Origin of the sequence: Salinicoccus sp. RF5 (genome assembly GCF_020786625.1) — a bacterium.
Classification (GTDB): Bacteria; Bacillota; Bacilli; order Staphylococcales; family Salinicoccaceae; genus Salinicoccus.
Map to the genome: position 1 here is coordinate 504606 of NZ_JAJGRC010000001.1, position 20587 is coordinate 525192.

16 protein-coding genes and 1 other RNA gene are annotated in these 20587 nt (G+C 52.3%); 4 read left to right on the forward strand and 13 right to left on the reverse strand.

What is annotated here, in order from left to right:
* Position 1: 1 nt before the first annotated feature.
* Positions 2 to 1126: a cysteine desulfurase family protein gene (locus LLU09_RS02800; protein ID WP_228310380.1), complete on the reverse strand. Its 1125-nt coding sequence runs from the start codon at positions 1124 to 1126 to the stop codon at positions 2 to 4.
* 145 nt (positions 1127 to 1271) lie between these two features.
* Here LLU09_RS02800 and LLU09_RS02805 point away from each other — a divergent pair, with 145 nt between their 5' ends.
* On the forward strand, positions 1272 to 2270 hold the full coding sequence (locus LLU09_RS02805) for an LLM class flavin-dependent oxidoreductase (protein ID WP_228310381.1): 999 nt from the start codon (positions 1272 to 1274) through the stop codon (positions 2268 to 2270).
* Between the two features lie 36 nt (positions 2271 to 2306).
* Here LLU09_RS02805 and thrB read toward each other — a convergent pair whose 3' ends face one another.
* The 3 genes from thrB to LLU09_RS02820 are packed head-to-tail and all read right to left on the reverse strand — an operon-like array spanning position 2307 to position 5458.
* The gene (gene thrB / locus LLU09_RS02810) at positions 2307 to 3173 is read right to left on the reverse strand and encodes a homoserine kinase (protein ID WP_228310382.1); all 867 of its coding nucleotides are present in this window, start codon (positions 3171 to 3173) and stop codon (positions 2307 to 2309) included.
* A complete protein-coding gene (gene thrC, locus LLU09_RS02815; protein ID WP_228310383.1) occupies positions 3154 to 4236 on the reverse strand; it encodes a threonine synthase in 1083 nt (360 codons plus the stop codon). Before thrC ends, thrB begins: the two co-directional genes overlap by 20 nt.
* Before the next feature lie 4 nt (positions 4237 to 4240).
* The gene (locus LLU09_RS02820; RefSeq protein WP_228310384.1) at positions 4241 to 5458 is read right to left on the reverse strand and encodes a homoserine dehydrogenase; all 1218 of its coding nucleotides are present in this window, start codon (positions 5456 to 5458) and stop codon (positions 4241 to 4243) included.
* Positions 5459 to 5611: 153 nt separating this feature from the next.
* Between LLU09_RS02820 and LLU09_RS02825 the strand changes: the two genes are divergently transcribed.
* Positions 5612 to 6976: an aspartate kinase gene (locus LLU09_RS02825; RefSeq protein WP_228311112.1), complete on the forward strand. Its 1365-nt coding sequence runs from the start codon at positions 5612 to 5614 to the stop codon at positions 6974 to 6976.
* An 81-nt stretch (positions 6977 to 7057) separates the two neighbouring features.
* Positions 7058 to 8740: an ABC1 kinase family protein gene (locus tag LLU09_RS02830; protein ID WP_228310385.1), complete on the forward strand. Its 1683-nt coding sequence runs from the start codon at positions 7058 to 7060 to the stop codon at positions 8738 to 8740.
* 36 nt (positions 8741 to 8776) lie between these two features.
* On the opposite strand, the gene LLU09_RS02835 is transcribed toward LLU09_RS02830, so the two are convergent.
* The gene (locus tag LLU09_RS02835; RefSeq protein ID WP_228310386.1) at positions 8777 to 9193 is read right to left on the reverse strand and encodes an RrF2 family transcriptional regulator; all 417 of its coding nucleotides are present in this window, start codon (positions 9191 to 9193) and stop codon (positions 8777 to 8779) included.
* 76 nt (positions 9194 to 9269) lie between these two features.
* Between LLU09_RS02835 and LLU09_RS02840 the strand changes: the two genes are divergently transcribed.
* Entirely contained in the window at positions 9270 to 10538 is a 1269-nt protein-coding gene (locus LLU09_RS02840) for a replication-associated recombination protein A (protein ID WP_094905699.1), read from the forward strand.
* Positions 10539 to 10577: 39 nt separating this feature from the next.
* On the opposite strand, the gene ssrS is transcribed toward LLU09_RS02840, so the two are convergent.
* The 8 genes from ssrS to recJ form a co-directional block, all read right to left on the reverse strand.
* Positions 10578 to 10769, reverse strand: a non-coding RNA gene (gene ssrS / locus LLU09_RS02845) — 6S RNA.
* 210 nt (positions 10770 to 10979) lie between these two features.
* Positions 10980 to 12737: an aspartate--tRNA ligase gene (gene aspS, locus LLU09_RS02850; RefSeq protein WP_228310387.1), complete on the reverse strand. Its 1758-nt coding sequence runs from the start codon at positions 12735 to 12737 to the stop codon at positions 10980 to 10982.
* Positions 12734 to 14011: a histidine--tRNA ligase gene (hisS, locus tag LLU09_RS02855; RefSeq protein ID WP_228310388.1), complete on the reverse strand. Its 1278-nt coding sequence runs from the start codon at positions 14009 to 14011 to the stop codon at positions 12734 to 12736. The genes aspS and hisS overlap by 4 nt, the downstream gene beginning before the upstream one ends.
* Before the next feature lie 300 nt (positions 14012 to 14311).
* On the reverse strand, positions 14312 to 15034 hold the full coding sequence (locus tag LLU09_RS02860; protein ID WP_228310389.1) for an N-acetylmuramoyl-L-alanine amidase family protein: 723 nt from the start codon (positions 15032 to 15034) through the stop codon (positions 14312 to 14314).
* Complete coding sequence (gene dtd / locus LLU09_RS02865) at positions 15034 to 15486, reverse strand: D-aminoacyl-tRNA deacylase (RefSeq protein ID WP_228310390.1); 453 nt, start codon at positions 15484 to 15486, stop codon at positions 15034 to 15036. The genes LLU09_RS02860 and dtd overlap by 1 nt, the downstream gene beginning before the upstream one ends.
* A gap of 9 nt (positions 15487 to 15495) precedes the next feature.
* Positions 15496 to 17673 (reverse strand): RelA/SpoT family protein, encoded by a 2178-nt coding sequence (locus LLU09_RS02870; protein ID WP_228310391.1) that lies wholly within the window; start codon positions 17671 to 17673, stop codon positions 15496 to 15498.
* Positions 17674 to 17779: 106 nt separating this feature from the next.
* Complete coding sequence (locus LLU09_RS02875) at positions 17780 to 18298, reverse strand: adenine phosphoribosyltransferase (RefSeq protein WP_040105526.1); 519 nt, start codon at positions 18296 to 18298, stop codon at positions 17780 to 17782.
* A gap of 14 nt (positions 18299 to 18312) precedes the next feature.
* Entirely contained in the window at positions 18313 to 20562 is a 2250-nt protein-coding gene (recJ, locus tag LLU09_RS02880; protein ID WP_228310392.1) for a single-stranded-DNA-specific exonuclease RecJ, read from the reverse strand.
* Positions 20563 to 20587 lie beyond the last annotated feature (25 nt).

The window sequence follows — 20587 nt, forward strand, 5'->3', positions numbered from 1 at the left end:
ATCAGTTCATGAGTCTTTCATATATATCTCCAAGTGCTTCGGCGATCCTTTCGATCTCCTCGTCCGTCATCATGTATGAAAAGCTGAAACGGATGGATTTCGTGCTCCTGTCCGTCTCCCCATACATGGAAGACAGCACGTGGGAAGGCTCCAGTGTACCTGCATGGCATGCTGAACCCGCCGACAGGCAGATGCCGGCCATATCGAGTGCCGTCAACAGGAATTCCGCGTCTGTCCACGGGAAGTACAAGTTGATGATGTGGCTGGCCGACTGGTTGACGTCGCCGTTCACCTGGAACGGGATTTCAGCTGAAGTCAGCGTGTTCAGCAGCAGTTCCTTCAGCTGCATCTCACGGATGCTCCGCCGCGTCATCTCGTCCGATGCCTTCTGCATCGCCGCCGCCATCGCCTGTATCCACATGGTGTTTTCGGTGCCGCCCCTTGCATCCCGTTCCTGGGAGCCGCCTGTAATTACGGGGTCAAGATGCACGTCCTTAGACTTGTAGAGCAGTCCCACACCTTTGGGTCCGTACAGCTTATGGGCGCTCAAAGACAGCAGATCCACGCCGAGATCTTCGACGTCGACCGTCATATGTCCGAATGCCTGTACTGCATCGACATGCAACAGTGCGTCTGATCCGGAGAGCATCTCCCGGATCTCGTAGATCGGCTGCATCACACCGGTTTCGTTGTTGACGAGCATGATTGAAACGAGTGCTGTATCCTCCCGGAGCGCACGCTTCAATGCACCCATATCCACAACGCCCCGCTCATCGGCGGGTACATAGGTGACTTCGGCATCGGCCTCGAGGACCCTGAACGTGTTGAGGACCGAGGCGTGTTCAACCTCGGTTGTGATGACATGCGGACGGTCGCGGCGTCCGATCACGCCCCTGATTGCCATGTTGTTCGCCTCTGTCGCACCACTTGTAAAAATGATATCCGAAGCGGAAGCGTTGAGCAGTGCAGCCGTTTGCCTTCTCGCCTTCTCAAGCTGTGCCTTGGCACGCTTGCCGGCCTTATGGATGCTGGATGGGTTGCCGAACTCATCCGCATTGTCGATTATATTTTTCAGAATATCCCTGTCCACCGGAGTGGTCGCTGCATAGTCAGCATACACTTCCACTGTTGATCACCCTACTTTGCAAATAGCTTTATTATACAATATAGAATTTTAACATGGAATAGTAAATTTTTATACTTTCCAGACCGTTTATTAGACAAAATAATTCCGATGGCCGATAATTGTGCACAGATAGGAGGAATTGCAAATGCCAAAGAAATTGACACCATCCATCCTGAACCTCGTGCCTGTGCGTGAGGGCAAGGATGCCGGCGATGCATACAGGGATATGGTGGACCTTGCACAGCATGTGGACGACTCCGACTATGCCAGATATTGGGTCGCCGAGCACCACAACACGACATCCATCGCATCTTCTGCGACACGGCAGCTGATCCACCATATTCTGCAGCACACGGAGCACATACGCGTCGGAAGCGGCGGCGTCATGCTCCCGAACCACTCCCCCCTCATTGTGGCTGAGGAGTTCGGCACCATGCACGCCATCTTCGGGGACCGCCTCGACATCGGCCTCGGCCGCGCACCGGGTACGGATATGCGGACGGCTGCGGCAATAAGGCGCAATAATCATGACGGTGTATATACGTTCGGTTCGGAGGTCGAAGATATCCGGAAGTACCTTTCTGATGAAGAGACGAAAGTCGTCGCCTTCCCAGGCCATGGGACCAATATTCCATTGTACATTCTCGGATCTTCTACGGATTCCGCACATATCGCCGCAAGGCTCGGACTGCCTTATGCATTTGCAGCCCACTTTGCACCGGATCAGATGGAAGCGGCCTTCAAGATATATGAAAGGGAGTTCGAACCTTCCGGACAGCTCGATGAACCATACAAGATCGCTTGCCTGAATGTCATCTGCGCAGATACTGACGAAGCGGCGAAATATCTCTCAACGACGATGTCCCAGTTTGTGCTGAACGTCGTGCGCGGCGGGCGGAATAAACTTCAGCCGCCCGTCGATGACATGGGGCCGCTCTGGACGGAACCTGAAAAGCAGATTGTCGAAAGCCGCTTTCCGGTGGCGCTCCTCGGCTCGGAAGGAACGGTCCTGGACAAGCTCAGACTGTTCCAGCAGCAGTACAATTCCGACGAAATCATGGCGGTCAGCTATATATATGATACGGATGCCCAGAAGCATTCTTACGACATATTCGAAAAAGTGGTACAGAAATACAACAGTTGACCTGAAGAAGCCCCCTCATGATCATGAGGGGGCTTCCTATTGGAAAATATCCACTTTTTCGTGCAGGCAGCCGGATACGCTGGCGAGGGCATCGACAATGCGGTCGGCGTCCTCCTCCCTGCATAGTGTGAGGAGGGAGGGCCCTGCGCCGCTGATGACAGTCGCATAGGCCCCTTCCGAAAGCGTAATCCGTCTGATGTCCCCGTATTCTGCAATCAGTGACTCACGGTATGGTTCATGGAGGCGGTCAGACATCATCAGCTCACCCATCGATCGATAGTCGCTGTTCATGATGGACAGCAGCATGACATTGTTGATGGCATTCTGGCTGACCGCATCCGCCCGTGAATATGAAGTGGGGAGTGCCGCACGTGCTTCTCCCGTATCGATCTCGTATGGCGGGACGCTCACGATGGCCGCAAGACCATCAAGCGTCAATGTATGGTAATGGAGGTCTCCGTCGTTGTAGTATCCGACGAACAGCCCTCCGGTCACGGCCGGTCCGACATTGTCGGGATGCCCTTCAAATCCACTGCCGCACTTGACCTTGTCGAAATCGCTCAGTCCGAGCCGGCAGAAATGGTCCGCAAGTTCGACCCCGGCGATGATTGCCGAGGCGGAACTGCCCATGCCGTGGGTCAGCGGGATTTCACTGGACATCTTTATCTTGAGGGGCGGGAGCGTTTCGCCGTACTCCTCTGCAACCTGGATGGCGGTAGCCACGACGAGGTTCTCTTCATCGGCAGGCAGGGCTTCAAGGAAATCATCCTGAAAGACGACTTCGAAACGGCCGCTCTCCTCCGCTTCGATCTTGAGGAACTTTCCTAGTGCGAGTCCCATCGAGTCGAATCCCGGCCCGAGATTCGCACTCGTTGCCGGCACCCTAAACTGATGGGCTGGCATCTTTTGATATGCTTTCGATATATTCGATGATCTGGTCCTCGTCATTCGGCAGCACCTTCGGCTTCTGTGTAATCTGTTCGATTGCGGTTTCCGGATCCTTCAGTCCGTTTCCTGTAAGGACGGTCACGACTGTGGAGCCCTTTTCTATCTTCCCATTCTCGAGAGAGCGGATCATGCCGGCGACACTTGCATTGGAGCCGGGTTCTGCAAAGATGCCTTCGGTCCCTGCGAGGAGCTCATAGGCCGAAAGGATCTCATCATCGGTGACCGATTCGATCATGCCGCCGGATTCATCCCTGGCCGCCACAGCAAGCGACCAGCTTGCAGGATTGCCGATGCGGATGGCGGTTGCCACGGTTTCAGGCTGGGCGACGATCTCATCATTGACGATGGCCGCCGCCCCTTCCGCTTCAAAGCCATACATCTTGGGGCGTCCGCAGGATTTCTTTTCATCGTATTCCTTGAAGCCCTTCCAATATGCGGAGATGTTGCCTGCATTCCCGACCGGGATGGTGAGGTAGTCCGGCGCCTTGCCGAGCACATCGACGATTTCAAATGCCGCCGTCTTCTGCCCCTCAAGCCTGTACGGGTTGACCGAATTGACGAGGGTGATGTCATCCTTCTCCTCGGCGATGCGGCGGACGATCTTGAGCGCTTCGTCGAAGTTGCCCTCGATGGAGACGATCTTTGCGCCATACATCATCGCCTGCGCCAGTTTGCCGAGGGCGATCTTGCCTTCCGGAATGACGACGATGGTGTTGAGCCCCGCTCTTGAGGCGTAGGCTGCAGCCGAGGCGGATGTATTGCCTGTCGACGCGCAGATGACGGTGTGCGCCCCCGCTTCCTTCGCCTTCGCCACGGCCATGACCATGCCGCGATCCTTGAAGGAGCCTGTCGGATTCACCCCTTCTACTTTTGCATAGAGGTCTGCTCCATACTTTTCACTCAGCGTATCAAGGCGGATGAGCGGTGTATCCCCTTCATGCAGCGTCAATTTCGGTGTTTCTCCGGTGACGGGGAGCAGCTCACTGTATTCTTTGATCAAGCCTTGCCAATTTGCCATGCTATCAATCTCCTTCTACCTGATATATTGCTTCAATGCCGAAATTCTGGTCCTGCTTCAGCTGTTCGAGCTGATCCGGATCGATCGGTGATGTGATCACCGTCGTCTCCGCTCCTGGATCCAATACACTGTATTCGACCTTCAGGCCAGCAAGATGCTTCTTCAAGGCGACCGCTTCTGCGGCGAAGCGAATGAAATACTTGTGGCTCGACTGCGACGGCTTCACTGACGCCGTCTGCTGCGGCGTGAGGTTGAACTGCTTCCTCCCGGCGTTCCGCCAGCAGTTGATCAAGTCCGACACGACGGCCGATGCCGTTTCCTTTCCGCCCGCACCCGGGCCGTAGAACATCGTCTCCCCGACTGCATTGCCGTTTACATATACTGCGTTCTTTTCATACCCGACCGAGGACAGCTGATGATCGGATGGCAGGAACACGGGCGCCACTTCCACCGACATGCCCTGGTCGTCAAACTCACTCTTCCCTACAAGCTTCAGTATCAGCCCTTCCTTCTTGGCTGTCTCTATATCCTTCAGTTCAACATTGTTGATGCCTGTAACTGGAACCTCGTCGATATCGACCTTGCGGTCGTAGGCCAATCGGGACAGGAGGACGATCTTGCGCTGGGCGTCGAAGCCGCCCACATCATTTGTAGGGTCAGCTTCAGCATACCCCTTATCCTGCGATTCCTTCAATGCCTTTTCATAATCCCAGCCATCGTTCGTCATCTTGGTCAGGATATAGTTCGTCGTGCCATTCAGAATGCCCATGACCTTATGTATCTCATTGGCGTTCAGACCGTGTTCGATGGCATGCAGGATCGGTATGCCGCCAGCCACACTTGCTTCATAAAGCAGCCTCGCATCATTTTCATTCGCAACTTCGGTCAGTTCATCGATATATTTGGCAAGCATATCCTTGTTCGCACTGATGACATGGATGCCCTTTTCGAGGAATCTCTTGAGGATATCCCGTGTATCTTCCATGCCGCCCATCACTTCTATGACGGCATCTATATCATCCGCTCGATACAGATCAGTGATGTCATCGGTCAGCTTCACATTCGTCAGGTCAACATCCCGTTCCTTGTCGATGTTGTTGACGAAGACGTGGCTGATCGTTACATCTTCACCCATCAGTCCTGAGATCTTGCTTTTATTCATTAGGAGCACTTCAACGACTCCGCAGCCGACTGTGCCCATTCCAAGTATTGCCAAATTCATATCGCAAACACCCTCCTGTATCTTTTCTTCGTATAAGATTATATATTAGAGAGAAAAGTTCAAAAATTCAAGAAATAATTTAAAAAAAGGTACACAAGTTTTATTATTTCATGTAATATTGTTTTTAAAATTCAGAAATGAGGGTGTGAGATGATGAAAGTTGTGAAGTTTGGAGGGAGCTCCCTAAGCGATTCCCATCAGGTCAGAAAAGTGGCCGATATAATAAAAAGTGATGCCGAACGGCGGATTGCTGTCGTCTCGGCCCCAGGAAAGCGGTTCAGTGAGGATACTAAGGTCACGGACATGCTGATTGCCCTGCACGCGAACAAGACGGCAGGGTTCGACACCAAAGAGGCGATCGACCGGATCATCGACAGGTTCTCCTCGATCATCAACGACCTCGGCATCGACCAGGACTTGCTTGGTCAATACCGGACGACCCTGAACAGCTATCTTGATGACATAAAGGAGGAAGACCGGCTTCTGGATGCACTGAAGTCCTGCGGGGAAGATTTCAATGCCCAGCTGTTGAGTGCCTACCTGAACAAGATCGGCGTGGATGCCGAATATATGTCACCGAAGGAAGCAGGCATCCTGGTGACAGATGAGCCTTCCAATGCCCAACTGATCGAGTCATCCTACGAGCGGCTGAACAGGCTGAAGGATGCGCCGCACGTGATCGTCATCCCCGGCTTCTTCGGATATTCTGAAAACAACCAGATCGTCACCTTCCCGAGAGGCGGATCAGACATCACCGGGGCCATCGTGGCGAGGGGCGTCGAAGCCGACCTGTATGAAAACTTCACGGATGTCAGCTTCATCTATTCTGCACATCCGGGGCTTATAGATGAACCGCATGCAATCAAGGAAATCACGTACCGCGAGATGCGTGAGCTCTCCTATGCAGGCTTCGGGGTCTTCCACGACGAGGCGCTTGCTCCGGTATACAAGAAGAAGATTCCGATCATGATAAGGAATACGAACGACCCTGAGGTTGAAGGGACGAAGATCGTCTCCGAACGGGAGTTCATCCCTGAAATGCCGGTCATCGGCATCAGCTGTGATGAAGGGTTCACTTCAATCACCATGAACAAATACCTGATGAACCGGGAGATTGGATTCACGCGTCGGCTTCTCCAGATCTTAGAAGACCACTGCCTCTCTTACGAACATATCCCGTCCGGGATCGACAACCTCTCCATCATACTCAGGTCCAGACAGTTCGAAGGAAATACAAAGCTCGAAGAGGTGATGGCCGACATCAACGATAAGTTGGAACCGGAGTCCATGTATGTTGAGGATGACCTTGTACTGCTCGTCATCGTGGGCGAAGGCATGAAGGAGCACATCGGCATCGCGACCAAGACGACGACTGCGCTGAGCGATAATGGGGTCAACATCAGCATGATCAACCAGGGTGCATCCGAAATCAGCATGATGTTCGCAATTGCCTTGGAAGATGAAGAAAAGGCACTTCGTGCCATCTACAGCAATTATTTCAGCGGAGTGAAAGTGTAATTCTGGCATTCAAATGGATGAATGATTCCTTCTCACAGGGTATACTGGTATGAAGAGATACTGGAATATGGGAGGGCCAGAATGATATTTGAAAAAAGACTACAGCATATTAAGAGGTACAGGGAGATTGCCCTCGCCTTCTCGAAGAGCGGCTTCGGCTATATCGTCGAGGAGCTTGGCCTGGATGAAGTGCTATCCCTGCCGAAGCGTCTCCTGATGAAGCAGGATTCGGAACACGTCGAGAAGACGCGGGGGGAACGCATCCGGCTGTTCCTTGAAGAGATGGGGCCGACTTTCGTCAAAATCGGGCAGGTGGCGAGCACCCGTCCCGATCTCGTGCCGGAAGACATCATCAATGAACTTTCGAAGTTGCAGAGCCACGTCCCCCCCTTCCCCTATGAGGAAGTGGAGACGCTCATGGAAGAGTCGCTCGGTGCACGTGTCAGTGATATCTTCGACACCCTGGAACACAAGGCAATCGGATCAGCCTCCATCGGCCAGGTACACAGGGGTGTCCTGACAACTGGAGAAGCAGTGGCCGTCAAAGTTCAGCGTCCAAACATCGAAAAGATCGTACGTAATGACCTTGAAATCCTCCACAATCTGGCGATGATGGCGGAATCAAGGCTTGAATGGGCACGCCAGTACCAGCTGATGGACATGATTGAAGAGTTCAGCAGAGCCATCATAGATGAACTGGATTATACGATAGAGGGCCGGAATACCGAAAAGATCGGCAGACAGTTCAAAGATGATGAAACCGTCCACATCCCGGCGATATTTTGGGATGTGACCACGAAGAATGTTCTGGTCATGGAATACATCGACGGCATTGGAATCAGTGATTTCGATGCCATCGACCAAAATGGATATTCCAGGGAACGCCTTGCCGAGCGGCTCACCCACGCCATCTTCCATCAGATATTGATTGAAGGTTTCTTCCACGGCGACCCGCACCCCGGCAACATCACCATTATGGAGGATGAGGTCATCGGCTTCATGGATTTCGGGATGGTAGGTAAGATGACAAAGGAGATGAAGGCCAATTTCGGTTCGCTCCTGATCGCGATGATGAGGAAGGATGCAGACGGCGTCGTCAGGGCCATCACCCGTATGGGCGTCGTCCCCGACGAAGTGGATATGAAGGCATTGAAGAAGGATGCTGAACTGCTCCGCGACAAATACTATGACATACCCCTCAGCCGCATGAACCTTGGCGAGGCGGTACAGGACATCTTCGACATCGCCAATACGCACCGTATAAAGCTGCCGACCGATTTCACCATGCTCGGCAAGACGATCCTCACACTCGAGAGCATCGTCCGTCAGCTCGACCCTGATTTCAGCATCGTCGATGTAGCAGAACCATTCGGCAGACAACTGCTCAAGGAACGGTACAATCCGAAGAATATTTCCGACCGGGCATGGCACCAATGGCTCGACTTCAGCGATGACCTGCAGGACACCTCCCATAACCTCCATGAATTTTCCAAAGGACTGAAGAAGAAGAAGGTGCCGGTCGAACTAGAGCTGCGGCGCAGTGAACAGTTCATGAAGCGGCTGGATCGGCTCGGCAACAGACTGTCCTTCAGTATCGTCCTGCTTTCCTTCAGCATCATCATGGTCGGGCTGATCATCAGTTCGGCCCTCTCGGACCAGACCAATGTAATCTTAAGCATTCCTGCTGTTGAAATAGGCTCCGTAGTCGCCCTCATTATGTTCATCGGAATGATCTATTCGATATTCCGATCGGGAAGATTCTAAAAAAAACGTTGGAGATCACATGATCTCCAACGTTTTTTAGATATAGAACATATAGTCATCCACTTCGTCCTCATCGTGGTTGATCATGTCCTGCAGCGAAGTATGGTCAAGCACATCCCTCAGGGCATCCCTGATGCGGCGCCACAGATAGCGTTCCGTATCCGTGTCCTTGTCGTCACCCTCGACGGCGACGATGTTCTCCTCAAGCGTCCTGAATATCTTACCTACCGTAATTTCATCCGGCGAAAAGTTGAGTTCATAGCCGCCGTACGCACCCCGTGTACTTTTGACCAGTTCCGCCTTCTTCAGGTTGGCCACTATCTGTTCCAGGTAGAGGTCGCTGATGCCCCGCTCTTCTGCAACCGACTTGACGCTCCGTTTCTTCCCTCCATAATTTCTGGCCAATGCCAGCATGAAGTAGAGTCCATATCTTCCTCTTGTAGAGATTTTCATAAAACACCTCGTAGTTTAAGTTCATTTATAATTATAGTAGTATTAAATATACCATAACTCTGAAACAGGTGAAAATATGTCAACTCAACCATTAAGCTACAGGATGCGTCCGAAGACGATTGACGAAATACTCGGACAGTCGCACCTCGTCGGCGAAAACAGCATCATCAGAAGGATGGTCAAGGCGAGAAGGCTTTCCTCCATGATCCTCTATGGACCGCCGGGCATCGGCAAGACGAGCATAGCCAGCGCCATCGCAGGATCCACGAACTACAAGTTCAGGACACTCAATGCCGTAACGAACACCAAGAAGGATATGCAGGCAGTCGCCGAGGAAGGGAAGATGAGCGGCAGCGTCATCCTCCTCCTCGACGAGATCCACCGTTTGGACAAGGCGAAGCAGGACTTTCTGCTTCCACACCTTGAGAATGGGAACATCATACTGATCGGCGCCACGACCTCCAACCCCTATCACGCGATCAATCCGGCCATACGGAGCCGGTGCCAGATATTCGAACTGGAACTGCTCGACCCGGACGATGTAAGGGAAGCACTTGAGCGTGCCATCGGAGATGCATCGCGCGGCCTCGGGGACATCAACCTGGAAATTTCCGATGAGGCGATCGGCTACCTCTCCCACACCAGCCAAGGAGATGTAAGAAGTGCACTGAATGCACTGGAACTTGCTGCGCTCAGCACAGAGAAGAATTCCGAGGGCGTCACGGTCATCGGTATTGAAGATGCCAAGGCATGCATGCAGAAATCGGATCTTCTGTATGATAAGGATGGCGATCAACACTATGATGTCATGAGTGCCTTCCAGAAATCGATCCGCGGCAGTGATGTGGACGCAGCACTCCACTACCTCGCCCGGCTCGTTGAAGCAGGCGACCTCGTCACCATCGCAAGGCGCCTTCTCGTCATCAGCTATGAAGATATCGGCCTCGCCAATCCTCAGCTTGCTTCACGCACACTCGATGCCATCGTCTCTGCTGAACGCCTCGGATTTCCGGAAGCACGCATTCCCCTCTCGCAGGCCGTCATCGAGCTTTCCCTGTCACCGAAATCGAACAGTGCCATCAAGAGTATCGACGGGGCCTTATCAGATATAAGGAAAAAGAAGACGGGCGCCATTCCGAAGCATCTGAAGGACAGCCACTACAAAAGTGCCGAGAAGCTTGGAAATGGCATCGGCTATAAATATCCGCATAATTATCCGAACCACGTGGTCAGTCAGCAATATCTGCCAGACCCCCTCAAAAATGCCGCCTATTACCAGACATCGGATGTCTCAAAGTATGAAAAACAGCTTGCCGACATATACGACAAGCTTAAAAAATTATAAAAAAATAAGCACCGAATTGTAATAATTCGGTACTTATTCGGAATATCCGAGCTAAAGCCGTGTGTCATTGTTGATTATTTTGGCCTGCTAAGTGCAGGTGGGTGCCCTGTTCCCTACTCCAAACGTCCTGTCAAGCAGGCATGTTTTTCATAGGAAAACCTATCGGGCTCCCGTTTATAAAGGTGTTAGGTCAAAATATAATTCAACACATCACGAACTTCTCAGATATTCCTATTACCAATATAATAGCACAGGATATCCAAAAAAGATAGTAATAAGTATCTTTTTATTCTGTGAATTTGAATCACATACTGTATCTGCCCTAGCTGCCATTATTGCGGCTTTTGCATCACGCATCCCTCAGTCTGCTCTCCACTCCATATGGAGAAATCCGGCCTCCCGCCTTCCACAAAGTGTCCTGTGGAACAGCGGGAGGTTCTTCTATTCCTCGATGTCCACTTCGATATGCAGTTCCTTGAGCTGTTCACCCGATACCCTGGACGGCGCATTCATCATCAGATCGCTTGCACTGGCGGTCTTCGGGAAGGCAATGACATCACGGATGTTATCCGTACCGGCCAGCAGCATGACGAAACGGTCGAAACCATAGGCGATGCCGCCGTGTGGCGGAGCGCCATACTTGAATGCCTCAAGCAGGAACCCGAACTGTTCGTCGCGCTCTTCATCTGTGAAACCAAGTGCACGGAACATCTTCTCCTGCGTCTCTGCATCATGGATACGGACGGAGCCGCCACCCAGTTCATAACCATTGAGCACGATGTCATATGCATTCGCGATGACTTCCTCGGGCGCTGTTTCCAGCTTCCCGACATCTTCCGCTTTAGGGGAAGTGAATGGATGGTGGGCGGCAAAGTAACGGCCTGCCTCCTCATCATATTCGAACAGCGGCCAGTCCGTCACCCATAGGAAGTTGAACTGGCCTTCCGGAATGAGGTCGAGATCCTTTGCCAGCTTGTTCCTCAAGTTGCCGAGTGATGCATGGACGACCTTTTCCGTATCCGCAACGAAAAGGATGAGGTCTCCGTTTTCAAGTGAGAGGGTCTCATAAAGTTCCTTTCGATTATCTTCACTGAAGAATTTGGCGATCGGACCGTTCAAGTCGCCCTCCTTCACCTTCAGCCATGCGATGCCCTTCGCCCCATAGGTCTTCACATATGTCTCCAGCTTGTCGATGTCTTTTCTGGAGAACCGGCTCTCTTCACCTTTAAGGACGATCGCCTTGACCATCCCCCCATTCTCGACGGCGGAACGGAATACTTTGAAATCGACGGATCTGCTGAAGTCGCTCAAGTCATTGAGTTTGAGGCCGAAGCGCGTATCCGGCTTGTCGACGCCGTACTCGGCCATCGCCTGGGCATATGTCATCCTCGGCAGAGGCGTCTCGATATCGACGCCCTTGACATCCTTCATCACCTGCGTGATCATTCTTTCATTCAGTTCGATCATCTGCTCCTGGTCTGTGAACGACATTTCGATATCCACCTGCGTGAACTCGGGCTGCCTGTCCGCCCGTAGGTCCTCATCACGGAAACATTTTACAATCTGATAGTAGCGCTCCATGCCTGAGAGCATAAGGAGCTGCTTATAGATCTGGGGTGACTGCGGCAGGGCATAGAACTCCCCTTCATGTACACGGGAAGGCACGAGGTAGTCCCGGGCCCCTTCCGGTGTCGATTTGGACAGGACGGGCGTCTCGATATCGATGAACGTTTCATTGTCCAGGAAGTTCCTGATGCTGCGGTTGAGCTGGTGACGGAGCTTCAGTATATTCTGCAGCTTAGGCTTCCTGAGGTCGAGATAGCGGTATTTGAGGCGGATATCTTCCGCAATCGACTCGTCCATGACCTGGAATGGTGGGGTCTCGGCTTTGGACAGCACCTCCACTTCATCGATCAGCAGCTCGATCTTTCCTGTTTCAATGTTGTCGTTAAATTGGGAAGGGTCCCTCTGCAGCACTTTTCCCGTCACCGCAATGACATACTCGGAACGGATGCGTTCTGCAGTTTCGAGTGCAGCTTTCGACACCTCAGGGTTGAAGACGACCTGAATGACGCCGGAACGGTCCCTGAGGTCGATGAATATCAGGCCGCCGAGGTCACGTCTCTTCTGGACCCACCCTTTCAGGTGGACACTCTCTCCTGTCAGTTGTTCTGTGATTTCCGTTGCATATTTTCTCATGATCCATTCTCCTCAATTAGCGTACTTAATTGTTGCAAGTCATCCATGCTGACCTTTTTCGTTCCTCCGGACTCCATATGCTTCAGCTCGACTTCCCCTGTTTCAAGTTCGGATTCCCCGAGCACGATTGTGAAGGCCGCCCCTTTCCTGTCTGCATCCTTCATCTGAGCTTTCAGTTTCCTGTGCTTGTAGTCCATATCACAGCTGATGCCTTCCGCACGCAGCCTGTGGAGCAGCTGCCCTGCTGTCGCTTCAGCTGCTGCGTCCAGTGTACAGATGTAGAGGTCGATGCCTTCAGGCTCGGGTATTTCGATGCCTTCCGCTTCCAGCGCAAGCAACAGGCGCTCTATGCTCAGTGCAAAGCCGATGCCCGTCTCCTGCGGCCCATCAAGCAGTTCGAGCAGACCGTTGTATCGGCCGCCACCACACAGCGTGGTGATGGCTCCGAAGCCTTCAGCATCGCTCATCAGTTCAAATGCAGTATGTGTATAATAGTCGAGCCCACGCACAAGATTATAGTCGATTTCATAGGAAATGCCGAGTGCATCGAGGTTTTCCGTCACCTTTTCGAAGTAGACTTTGGACTCCTCATTCAAATAGTCGTATATTCTTGGTGCATTCTGGACAAGTGCATGATCCCTGTCCTTCTTGCAGTCGAGTATGCGCATCGGATTCGTATCGATGCGGGTCTGGCAATCCGAACAGAACTCACCGATTGACGGCCTGAAGTGATCCACGAGTGCTTGGTTGTATGCCGCCCGGCTGTCCTGGTCCCCGATGGAATTGATGTAGAGTTTCAGGTTCTTCAGTCCGAATGACTGGTATATATGCATCAGCATGCTGATGACCTCCACATCGATCAATGGATCCTCCACACCGATCGCTTCGATGCCGAACTGGACAAATTGGCGGTATCTGCCCTTCTGGCGGCGTTCATACCTGAACATCGGCGCCAGATAGTATACTTTGACCGGCTGGTTGACGTCGTGCTGCATCTTGTTTTCGATGTAGCTCCTGACCACCGGTGCTGTGCCTTCCGGTTTCAGCGTCATGCTGCGGTCGCCCTTGTCCATGAACGTATACATCTCCTTGTTGACGATGTCCGTCGAACCGCCGACCCCCCGTACGAACAGTTCGGTGGATTCGAACACCGGCGTACGGATTTCCTTATAGTTGTAATTCTGTGCGATTTCATGCAGCCTGTCTTCAATGAACTGCCATTTGTATGTGTCCTTCGGCAATATATCCTGCGTGCCTCTTGGAATCTGTATCATATGTTCCACTCCATTCCTAAAATATAAAAAAGCCCCTTATATCCAGACGGATATAAGGGGCGATTAGATCGCGTTGCCACCCTGCTTCAGCCCTTACCGGGCCCTCTTGCATAATAACGGCTGCCACCGCCTGTATTGAAGGATTCTACCGAAGTGTCGGCTGAAGGATACCGGCGGACAACCTGCTTTCAGCCTCGGCAGGTCTCTCTGTCGTCCACCCTATCCACCTCTTCGGATCGATGAATTCACATCATTCAATTATTTAATATGATATTGTTTAAACCGTTACAAGTCAAGCATTCAATTCAAATAATCATTGATCCCCTCAACAATCCCCTTGACCATCATATCCTGGTAGCGGCTCTCATTCAGCACCATGTCATCCACGGCATTGCTCAGATAGCCCAGTTCCACCAGCACGGCGGGATAATCGAGCTGCCACGTCACCTGATAGTTCATGGAGTGCACACCGCGGTTGTGGAAATAGGAGCGCCGATCGAGTGCCTTGTTGATCGACTCGGCAAATGCCTTCTGTTCCGGATATGTATAATAGGTAGTGAATCCGGAGACATCCGGATCATCCATGGCATCGCTGTGGAGGCTGATGAACAGGTCGCCCTCAACCCTCCGCTGGTCAAGCGAGGCGAATTCATCCCTGCCGCGTGTAAGGATGACCTCGGCGCCGCCAGCTTCAAGCTGTGACTTGAGGCTCTGTGCCATGCTGAAGACGATCTCATCCTCCGTCACACCAGAAATGCTTGTGGCTCCGGGGTCCTTGCCGCCATGGCCGGGATCGATGACGATCACCGTCCCGCTGAAATCATGGGACTGCTCATCAATATCAATCTGTACGGCTTCTCCGGACACTGAAAAGAAACGGTTGTAGACCAGTACGGCAACCAGAATGATGACTCCGGCCGCCGAAAGGAAGAACAGGGGGGCTGCATAGATATGCTTCTTGTACTTCAGGAAATGCTTGAACCCCTGAAATATGCTGTTGAAAATTCCGGCTGGCCGCTTCATTACTGTATTTTACCACCTATGGATTCATAAAGTATGGTGATGGGACCGTCGTTGTTGATCTGGACATTCATCATTTCACCAAAGAATCCTTCCTTGACGGTCAGGTCCATCTTCTGCAGATGGGCGTTGAAGAGCCGGTACAGCCTGTCGGCATGCTCTTTATCAGCCGCCTCCGTAAAGCTCGGCCTGTTCCCTTTTCTGACATCTGCATAGAGTGTGAACTGCGAAATGCTCAATATTTCTCCGCCCACATCCTTGATCGACAAGTTGATCTTGCCCGATTCATCCTCGAAATTCCTGCTAGCAGCTATCTTTTCCGCGAGTTTCAGCGCATCCTCCTCGGTGGAATCCTTGGATACACCCACGAGCAGACAATAGCCCTGGCGGATTTCATTGAAGAATTCGTTGCTGATGACTGTTGCACTGGATACTCTCTGTAATACTACTCTCATTTCTACACCTCATTTAAAAACGCGTTCTACGCTGTATATGTCCGGAAGCTGTTTGATCTTGTCCACGACCCGATGGAGGTCCGCGACATTCTGCACCATTACGGACAGGCTGATCTTTGCGTGCTTATCGATATCCGCCCGACCGTTCACACGGGTGATCGGGAATTTGGTGCTGGCGACGACGTTGAGCACCTCATTGACGAGACCCTGGCGGTCGTAGCCCGACACTTCCAGGTCCGCCTGGTATTTACGGTCCTTGTTCTTGTTCTTGACCCATTCCACATCGATCAGCCGCTCTTTTTCGTTTCTGATGTTCGGGCATGTGGCCACATGGACCTTCACACCATGGCCCTTCGTGATGAAGCCGACGATATCATCTCCGGGAATCGGATTGCAGCATTTCGACAGGTTGATCAGCAGATTGTCCATGCCCTGGACATACACGCCCGACTCCGTCGAAATTTCCTTGTAGTGGTGCGTCCGGTCGATCTCCTCGACGACGTTCGTCTTATCTTCATTGACCTTGAATTTCTCCATCAGCCGGTTCGTCACCTGCTGTGCGGTGACACCTCCGAAACCGACCATGGCATACAGGTCATCTTCATTGCTGATGTTGTAGCGGTCCAGCACGGGATTGATGAACTGCGGCTTCAGTACCTCGTCCGGTTTATGGTCGCGGTTTTTGATCTCATGCTCCACCGCAAACCGGCCTTTTTCGATGTTGCTTGCACGGTCCTGCTTCTTGAAGAAGGCACGGATCTTGTTCTTTGCACTCGATGATCGTACCATCTTCAGCCAGTCCAGACTCGGGCCGTAGGACTGCTTGCTTGTCCTGATCTCCACAATCTCTCCGGTGGAGAGTTCGTAGTCGATCGGCACGATCTTGCCGTTGACTTTGGCACCGATCATGCGGTTCCCCACTTCCGTATGCACCTGGTAGGCGAAATCTATTGGAATGGCGCCCATCGGCAGTTCCACCACATCGCCGTTCGGGGTGAATACGTAGACCTTGTCACTGAGGAGATCCGTCTTCAGCGCCTCCATGAATTCCTCTGCATCCGGAGAGGAGGTCTCCTGATCGATCAGGTCCTGGAACCAGTTGATCCGCTTGTCCATGGAAGGCTCGCCCTTGAGCTCCTTGCCTTCCTTGTAGGCCCAGTGCGCAGCAACCCCGTGTTCGGCAATCTCGTGCATCTCATATGTACGGATCTGTATTTCAAGGGGGTCGCCATTCGGTCCGACCACAGTGGTGTGGAGGGACTGGTACATGTTCGGCTTCGGCATGGCAATGTAGTCCTTGAACCGTCCGGGCATCGGCTTCCAGATGGTATGGATGACGCCGAGCACCGCATAACAGTCCTTGATGCTCGTCACAAGCACCCGGATGGCGAGCAGATCGAAGATCTGGTCGAACTGCTTGTGCTGCTTCTTCATCTTGCGGTACACACTGTATATGTGCTTCGGACGGCCGGACAGCTGGCCTTTGATGCCAGTGTGGTCCATTTCCTCCTGGATGCGGTCGATGGCCTGGTTGATGACGATCTCCCGCTCGCTCCGCTTTTTCTTCATCAGGCTGACGATCTTGAAATACTGCTGGGGCTCGATATATCTGAGTGCAGTATCCTCAAGCTCCCACTTGATGCTGGAAATACCAAGGCGATGTGCCAGGGGCGCATAGATTTCAAGCGTCTCCTGGGCCGTCCGGACCTGCTTGTGCTCGGGCATCGCCTTGAGTGTGCGCATATTGTGGAGGCGATCCGCAAGCTTGACCAGAATCACCCGGATATCCTTGGCGATGGCGATGAAGAGCTTGCGGTGGTTCTCCGCCTGCTCCTCCTGCTTGGAGCGGTACTTGACCTTTTCAAGTTTGGTGACGCCGTCGACGATTACGGCGACCTCCTCATTGAACATCTCCTTGAGGTCATCAAATGTATATGGCGTATCTTCAACCACATCATGAAGGAACCCGGCAATGATCGTCGGTCCGTCAAGTTTGAGTTCCGCAAGTATCCCGGCCACCTGCACGGGATGCAGTATATAAGGCTCCCCACTCTTCCGATACTGGCCCTTATGTGCTTCATTGGCCAATTCGTATGCTTTACGGATCATAAGCATATCCTCTTCACGCATGTATGAACCACACATGCGTATGACATCGTCTTTGCTATATGGATATTCCTTATTCATGACCTCACCGCTTCCCATTTACACTAGTTAGACTCATCATACTATAAAACCTCTTTCAAATAAATGAATGACAAAAAAAGCCTGTTTGCACAGACTTTAAAACAGGCTACTCATCATACGTGATCAATGAGATTGTATCATATCCTTCGAGGAGTTTCCTGCCTCCCAAATATTCAAGCTCGATCAGGAAGGCGATGCCGACCACAATGCCGCCGAGGGATTCCACAAGGTGGATCGTCGCTTCTATCGTGCCGCCTGTAGCGAGGAGGTCATCCGTAATCAGCACGCGCTGGCCCGGAGAGATCGCATCCTTGTGCATCGTCAGGACATTGGTGCCGTACTCCAGTTCATATTCATATTTGATGACTTCCCTTGGAAGCTTCCCTTCCTTCCGTACAGGAGCAAATCCGATTCCCATGCTGTATGCCACAGGACAGCCGATGATGAAGCCGCGGGCTTCAGGGCCGACGACGATGTCGACTTCCTTCTCCCGTGCATACTCCACCATCTGATCTGTCGCATACTTGTATGCAGGACCATTGTCCATGATTGTTGTAATGTCCTTGAAACTGACGCCTTCCTTCGGCCAGTCCGATACTTCTGATACATATTTTTTTAAATCCATTTCTAATCCACCACTCAATTTGAAATTAATGATCTGAGATACTCTTTCAGTTCAGATGAAGAAGACATCTTGAGAAGCCTTTCGGCTTCCAGCTGACTTTTAAGCTTCTGGTAGTGCCTGGAGTCCGCGAGCTTCCAATTCTCCTCTTCCTGACCCTTATATACTATACCATCTTTTAGTGTGATAATCTCCAAATCCGTCATAATATCGATGGCCATCTTGAGAAATTTCATCTTTATGCCCAGTCGGTCAGCCAGGGCCGGGGCATGTTTCGCAAGATCTATCGTACCTTCTTCAGCCTTCCCCATCAGCTGCAGCACATTTGATATATCCTCTGCTTTTGGTATGCCTGTGAAGAACAGCTCCTCCTTCTGATGGAAAAGCGCGATGATTTTGGATGCATGGATGTCCCTCAGGGAATACGAGAGGTTCTCCACGCTTTCAGGCAGATCCCTCAGCACCACCGTCTTCGAAGTGAAAGGGAGTGCTTCACCGTAGTGGTAGTAGTTCTCCCCTTTCTTTTCCCTGCCTTCGGCTATGACGAAAACATCTTCCTGCGTGATCATATCGAAGCGCTGGTCGGTACGGCTCCTCATATCAATCAGCTGTACACTGTCGACGCTCGCATCCTGCAGCATCATCTGAAGTGTCCGTTTCTGGTTGAACTCATTCACATTCACCGTTCCGACCAGGCTGATCGGATCCTGGGTGGAAACTTCATTGATCAGATGTCCGAAGCCGAAACCGATGACATCCATGCCGACCTTCGGCATGGACAGCTTGATGTGCGACCGGTCCTTGCCGACCTGCTTGATTGTGCCGATATTCTCATTGGATAGGAGGAAGACGGGAGACTGGAAGGATTGGCCGAAAGGCTTGAGACGGCCGAACCGCTCGAATGCCTTCATGCTCATATTCCCCTGTTTGATCTGGTAGTCTATATGCTTCAGCGGCCTCAAGTTCAGTTCCAGCCCGTTCATATGCTGCTCCAGCTCATCCTTGAATGCCTCGATATCCGCTGCGCCCACTTCGACACCGAGCGCGAGTGCGTGCCCGCCGAAGCGATGGTGGTGATTCGAATGTTCCGCAAGGATCCCGTGCAGATCCACACCTTCGATTGAACGGGCGGACCCCCGATATATATCTCCGTCCAAGGTCAGCACAATTGCCGGTTTCCCGTATTTCTCGACGATTTTTGAAGCGACGATGCCGAGTACACCCGGATGCCACCCTTCACGGTAGACGATATTGATCTGATTGCCGGCGTCTATATCGGCATCGGCTTCGCCGAAGATCGTCTCCACCAGCTGCTTCCTTTCCACATTCATATCCTCGACGACTACAGCCTGCTCATAGGCAAGGTTCATATCCTCTTCAAGAAGCAGTTCGACTGCGATTTCCGCTTCCCCGAGCCGGCCGGTCGCATTGAGGCGCGGCGCGAGTCCGAACGCGATGGTCTCTTCATCGATGTAGCCATCGCTCCCTGCACTTCTCAGAAGCGTATGGACTCCTGCCGGGGGCGTGTCATTCAGAACTTTCAGCCCCTCGGTGACGAGCTTCTTGTTTTCATCTATCATGGGCACAAGGTCGGCGACGGTGCCGATCGCCACCCAGCCGAGGTCTTCCTTCCTATCAAGCCCGAGTGCCTGCACAAGCTTGTAGGTGATGCCGACCCCGGCCAGTGATTTGAAGGGGTATTCCCCATCCGGATGATCCGGGTGCAGTATGGTGACTTCAGGCACATCCTCCCCGAATGCATGGTGATCGACCACGATCACATCCACACCCCGGGACGTGAGGAATCCGATCTCCCTGCCGCCTGAAACTCCATTGTCGACAGTGATGACGAGATCATACTGGCCGACGACGATTTCCTCGAAGATGGTCTGGTTCGGGCCATACCCATCCTCGATCCGGTTGGGGATGAAGAAGTCCACATTGTCGTCATCCGTTTTCCTTCGGAGTGCTGACAGAAGGAGCACAGTGCTTGTGATGCCATCTGCATCAAAATCGCCATAGACGAGTATGCGCTCGTCACCTTCCAGTGCAGCCTCTATGCGAGCCACTGCCTTATCCATCATGTGGACGCGTCCGGCATCATATGTCTTCGGGTGGTAGATTTTCTCCAAGTCTGCCTCCGTTGTGAATCCCCTGTTCTCCAATATTGTCTGTTCCAGCGGGTCCAACTTGAATTTTTCACGGAGCGGTTCCGGAATGTCGGAAGTCTTACGTCTTACTTTCCACTCATACTTCGACTGGTACATATTCTTCATCCTTTGCAAAACGCCC

What these genes read in the sequence shown, in the direction of transcription:
- LLU09_RS02805 (WP_228310381.1), top strand. Translation starts at nt 1,272, where the DNA reads ATGCCAAAGAAATTGACACCATCCATCCTGAACCTCGTGCCTGTGCGT.
- thrB (WP_228310382.1), bottom strand. Translation starts at nt 3,173, where the DNA reads ATGCCAGCCCATCAGTTTAGGGTGCCGGCAACGAGTGCGAATCTCGGG.
- thrC (WP_228310383.1), bottom strand. Translation starts at nt 4,236, where the DNA reads ATGGCAAATTGGCAAGGCTTGATCAAAGAATACAGTGAGCTGCTCCCC.
- LLU09_RS02820 (WP_228310384.1), bottom strand. Translation starts at nt 5,458, where the DNA reads ATGAATTTGGCAATACTTGGAATGGGCACAGTCGGCTGCGGAGTCGTT.
- LLU09_RS02825 (WP_228311112.1), top strand. Translation starts at nt 5,612, where the DNA reads ATGAAAGTTGTGAAGTTTGGAGGGAGCTCCCTAAGCGATTCCCATCAG.
- LLU09_RS02830 (WP_228310385.1), top strand. Translation starts at nt 7,058, where the DNA reads ATGATATTTGAAAAAAGACTACAGCATATTAAGAGGTACAGGGAGATT.
- LLU09_RS02835 (WP_228310386.1), bottom strand. Translation starts at nt 9,193, where the DNA reads ATGAAAATCTCTACAAGAGGAAGATATGGACTCTACTTCATGCTGGCA.
- LLU09_RS02840 (WP_094905699.1), top strand. Translation starts at nt 9,270, where the DNA reads ATGTCAACTCAACCATTAAGCTACAGGATGCGTCCGAAGACGATTGAC.
- aspS (WP_228310387.1), bottom strand. Translation starts at nt 12,737, where the DNA reads ATGAGAAAATATGCAACGGAAATCACAGAACAACTGACAGGAGAGAGT.
- hisS (WP_228310388.1), bottom strand. Translation starts at nt 14,011, where the DNA reads ATGATACAGATTCCAAGAGGCACGCAGGATATATTGCCGAAGGACACA.
- LLU09_RS02860 (WP_228310389.1), bottom strand. Translation starts at nt 15,034, where the DNA reads ATGAAGCGGCCAGCCGGAATTTTCAACAGCATATTTCAGGGGTTCAAG.
- dtd (WP_228310390.1), bottom strand. Translation starts at nt 15,486, where the DNA reads ATGAGAGTAGTATTACAGAGAGTATCCAGTGCAACAGTCATCAGCAAC.
- LLU09_RS02870 (WP_228310391.1), bottom strand. Translation starts at nt 17,673, where the DNA reads ATGAATAAGGAATATCCATATAGCAAAGACGATGTCATACGCATGTGT.
- LLU09_RS02875 (WP_040105526.1), bottom strand. Translation starts at nt 18,298, where the DNA reads ATGGATTTAAAAAAATATGTATCAGAAGTATCGGACTGGCCGAAGGAA.
- recJ (WP_228310392.1), bottom strand. Translation starts at nt 20,562, where the DNA reads ATGTACCAGTCGAAGTATGAGTGGAAAGTAAGACGTAAGACTTCCGAC.